The sequence below is a fragment of the Phocaeicola coprophilus DSM 18228 = JCM 13818 genome, assembly GCF_000157915.1.
Taxonomy (GTDB): domain Bacteria; phylum Bacteroidota; class Bacteroidia; order Bacteroidales; family Bacteroidaceae; genus Phocaeicola; species Phocaeicola coprophilus.
The window spans coordinates 3,597-5,324 of the sequence record NZ_EQ973641.1; the positions used below are offsets into that span (position 1 = coordinate 3,597).

Sequence of the window (1,728 nt, forward strand, 5' to 3'; positions counted from 1 at the left end):
TTTCCCTTCTGTTTCTTCGATTTCGTTACAGAAACAGAAGCTTTTGAGGAATACTTAAAAAGCTCCAGTGCACTACCTTCCAAATCTTGAACCTTAACATACTTCTGAAAACGTGAATCCGATTCTGTGCCCTGCAATTTCTTCCATTGTGCCACTATGTACCTGGCAGCTTCCAACGAATCCACTATCACATGAAAATGATAATGGAAGGAATACACGCCTTTCTTCTTATCCTTCACATGGTAGGTACATTCCTTTTTCATCACACCGGAACACTTCAAAGAGCGAAATGCGTGCCTAGTTCTTATACCTTCAGACCACAACTTATTATTTTTCTTTATAAACGCACGTAACTCGTCCACATTGTCCGTAACACAATTCCGGCAAGTAAGCGTCACAAAATAGAAATCCCTTCCCTCACTATGCAAAAATTTCATTATAGGAAGAAACTTTTCTATATTTGCGCAGTCTGAATACGCTGGCAAATAGGACAAAATGGTCTATGACAATAGTGTGAATGGGCTTTTCCACCCCCCACCGTATATGTATTAGAACAAAAATAGGATTCTTCGTAAGCCTTGATTAACTTGCTTTCTGGGTTTTTTTCCGCAAGTTTCCGGCTGAAATTATGTGCTATGATTTTAGTCTTTGCTTTCTTTTTAAGACTTTCTTCACCCTTTTTTATAGGGTTTTCTTTGGATATGGTTTTATTTGTAGTATCTTTGCACATAGGAAAATTTTTGTGGCTTTTGTTTAGAATCCTCCCGCCAAGAAAGAAGCTAAACAATCGCCGATTGGACAATATGAAGCCCCGAGTTTGCCGCTCGGGGCTTTGTGTTATTAACTCTACCCCAAAAGTAGGCAAAACCTTTCAAACCGCCAAATATCCCTTTGAAAAACCTTTAAAACAGCAACTGACACGAAACTTTCTGATTTATCAAGTATGGGGGCTTGCCCCCATTCCCCCACCATCCGGCTCAACACCCAAACACTTTGTACTTTCGGAAAAAAGACCTATATTCGCAGTACACAAAGACAACCTGCCGAACGATACGGGAGAGTTGCAAAAAATAAGCTGCCAGGGCGAATTGACGGAGTTCCGACATCCCTGGCAGCTTTATTCTTTCCCTACCGTACTAATACGGTCAAGCGGTTTCCTTCTTCGACTGATCTGTCTTGTGTATCTGTACACAAGCCCATATCCCTGCCACAAGGGCAGCAAGACCAAACACAGACAAAAATACTATCAGTTCCATAATACTGTTATTTTGATTTCTTAGACAACGCAATGAACGCAATGCCAGCAAAGGCGCATATCACCGCAAAAATACCTCCTATCGTGAATAAAAGTGCCCTGTTCACGTCCAGTTTCATTATTCCGGCAAGTATCACACCTCCAAATACCAGCTTCGCCACATCTATGAGGAGCTTCCCGGTTTCCGTAAAAATAACCTCCTTACGTTCCTTTTCCATAATGCAAATATATTAATTTTATTGGTTTCTTGTTCTATCCCCCTCCCGTCCCCCAAAGGGGGAGCACACAAAGACAAACCGTGCCTTCACTCAATGGAGTGTTGCTCTTCAAACAAACTTATCTGCCTTTCGTCATCATCGTTCCTGGCACGTTCCGCAATCCGTTCCCTCTCATGCAGGACAAGACGTTCTATGATGTTTATAGCCTGCAACCGCTCTCCGGCAGTGGTGCGCTCCTTTATATACTTTTCATTT

General features: G+C 42.0%; 2 protein-coding genes and 1 pseudogene. All 3 read right to left on the bottom strand.

All coding sequences use genetic code 11. The features are described from left to right. A pseudogene (locus BACCOPRO_RS18325) lies at nucleotides 1–266 on the bottom strand (protein rep); the annotation flags it as partial. Nucleotides 267–454: 188 nt separating this feature from the next. Beyond that, nucleotides 455–730 carry a hypothetical protein gene (locus BACCOPRO_RS18210; protein ID WP_008142527.1) on the bottom strand — a complete coding sequence of 92 codons (276 nt, stop codon included), beginning with the start codon at nucleotides 728–730 and terminating at the stop codon, nucleotides 455–457. Nucleotides 731–1,263: 533 nt separating this feature from the next. Beyond that, nucleotides 1,264–1,473 carry a DUF6722 family protein gene (locus BACCOPRO_RS07845; protein WP_008142531.1) on the bottom strand — a complete coding sequence of 70 codons (210 nt, stop codon included), beginning with the start codon at nucleotides 1,471–1,473 and terminating at the stop codon, nucleotides 1,264–1,266. Nucleotides 1,474–1,728: the final 255 nt, after the last annotated feature.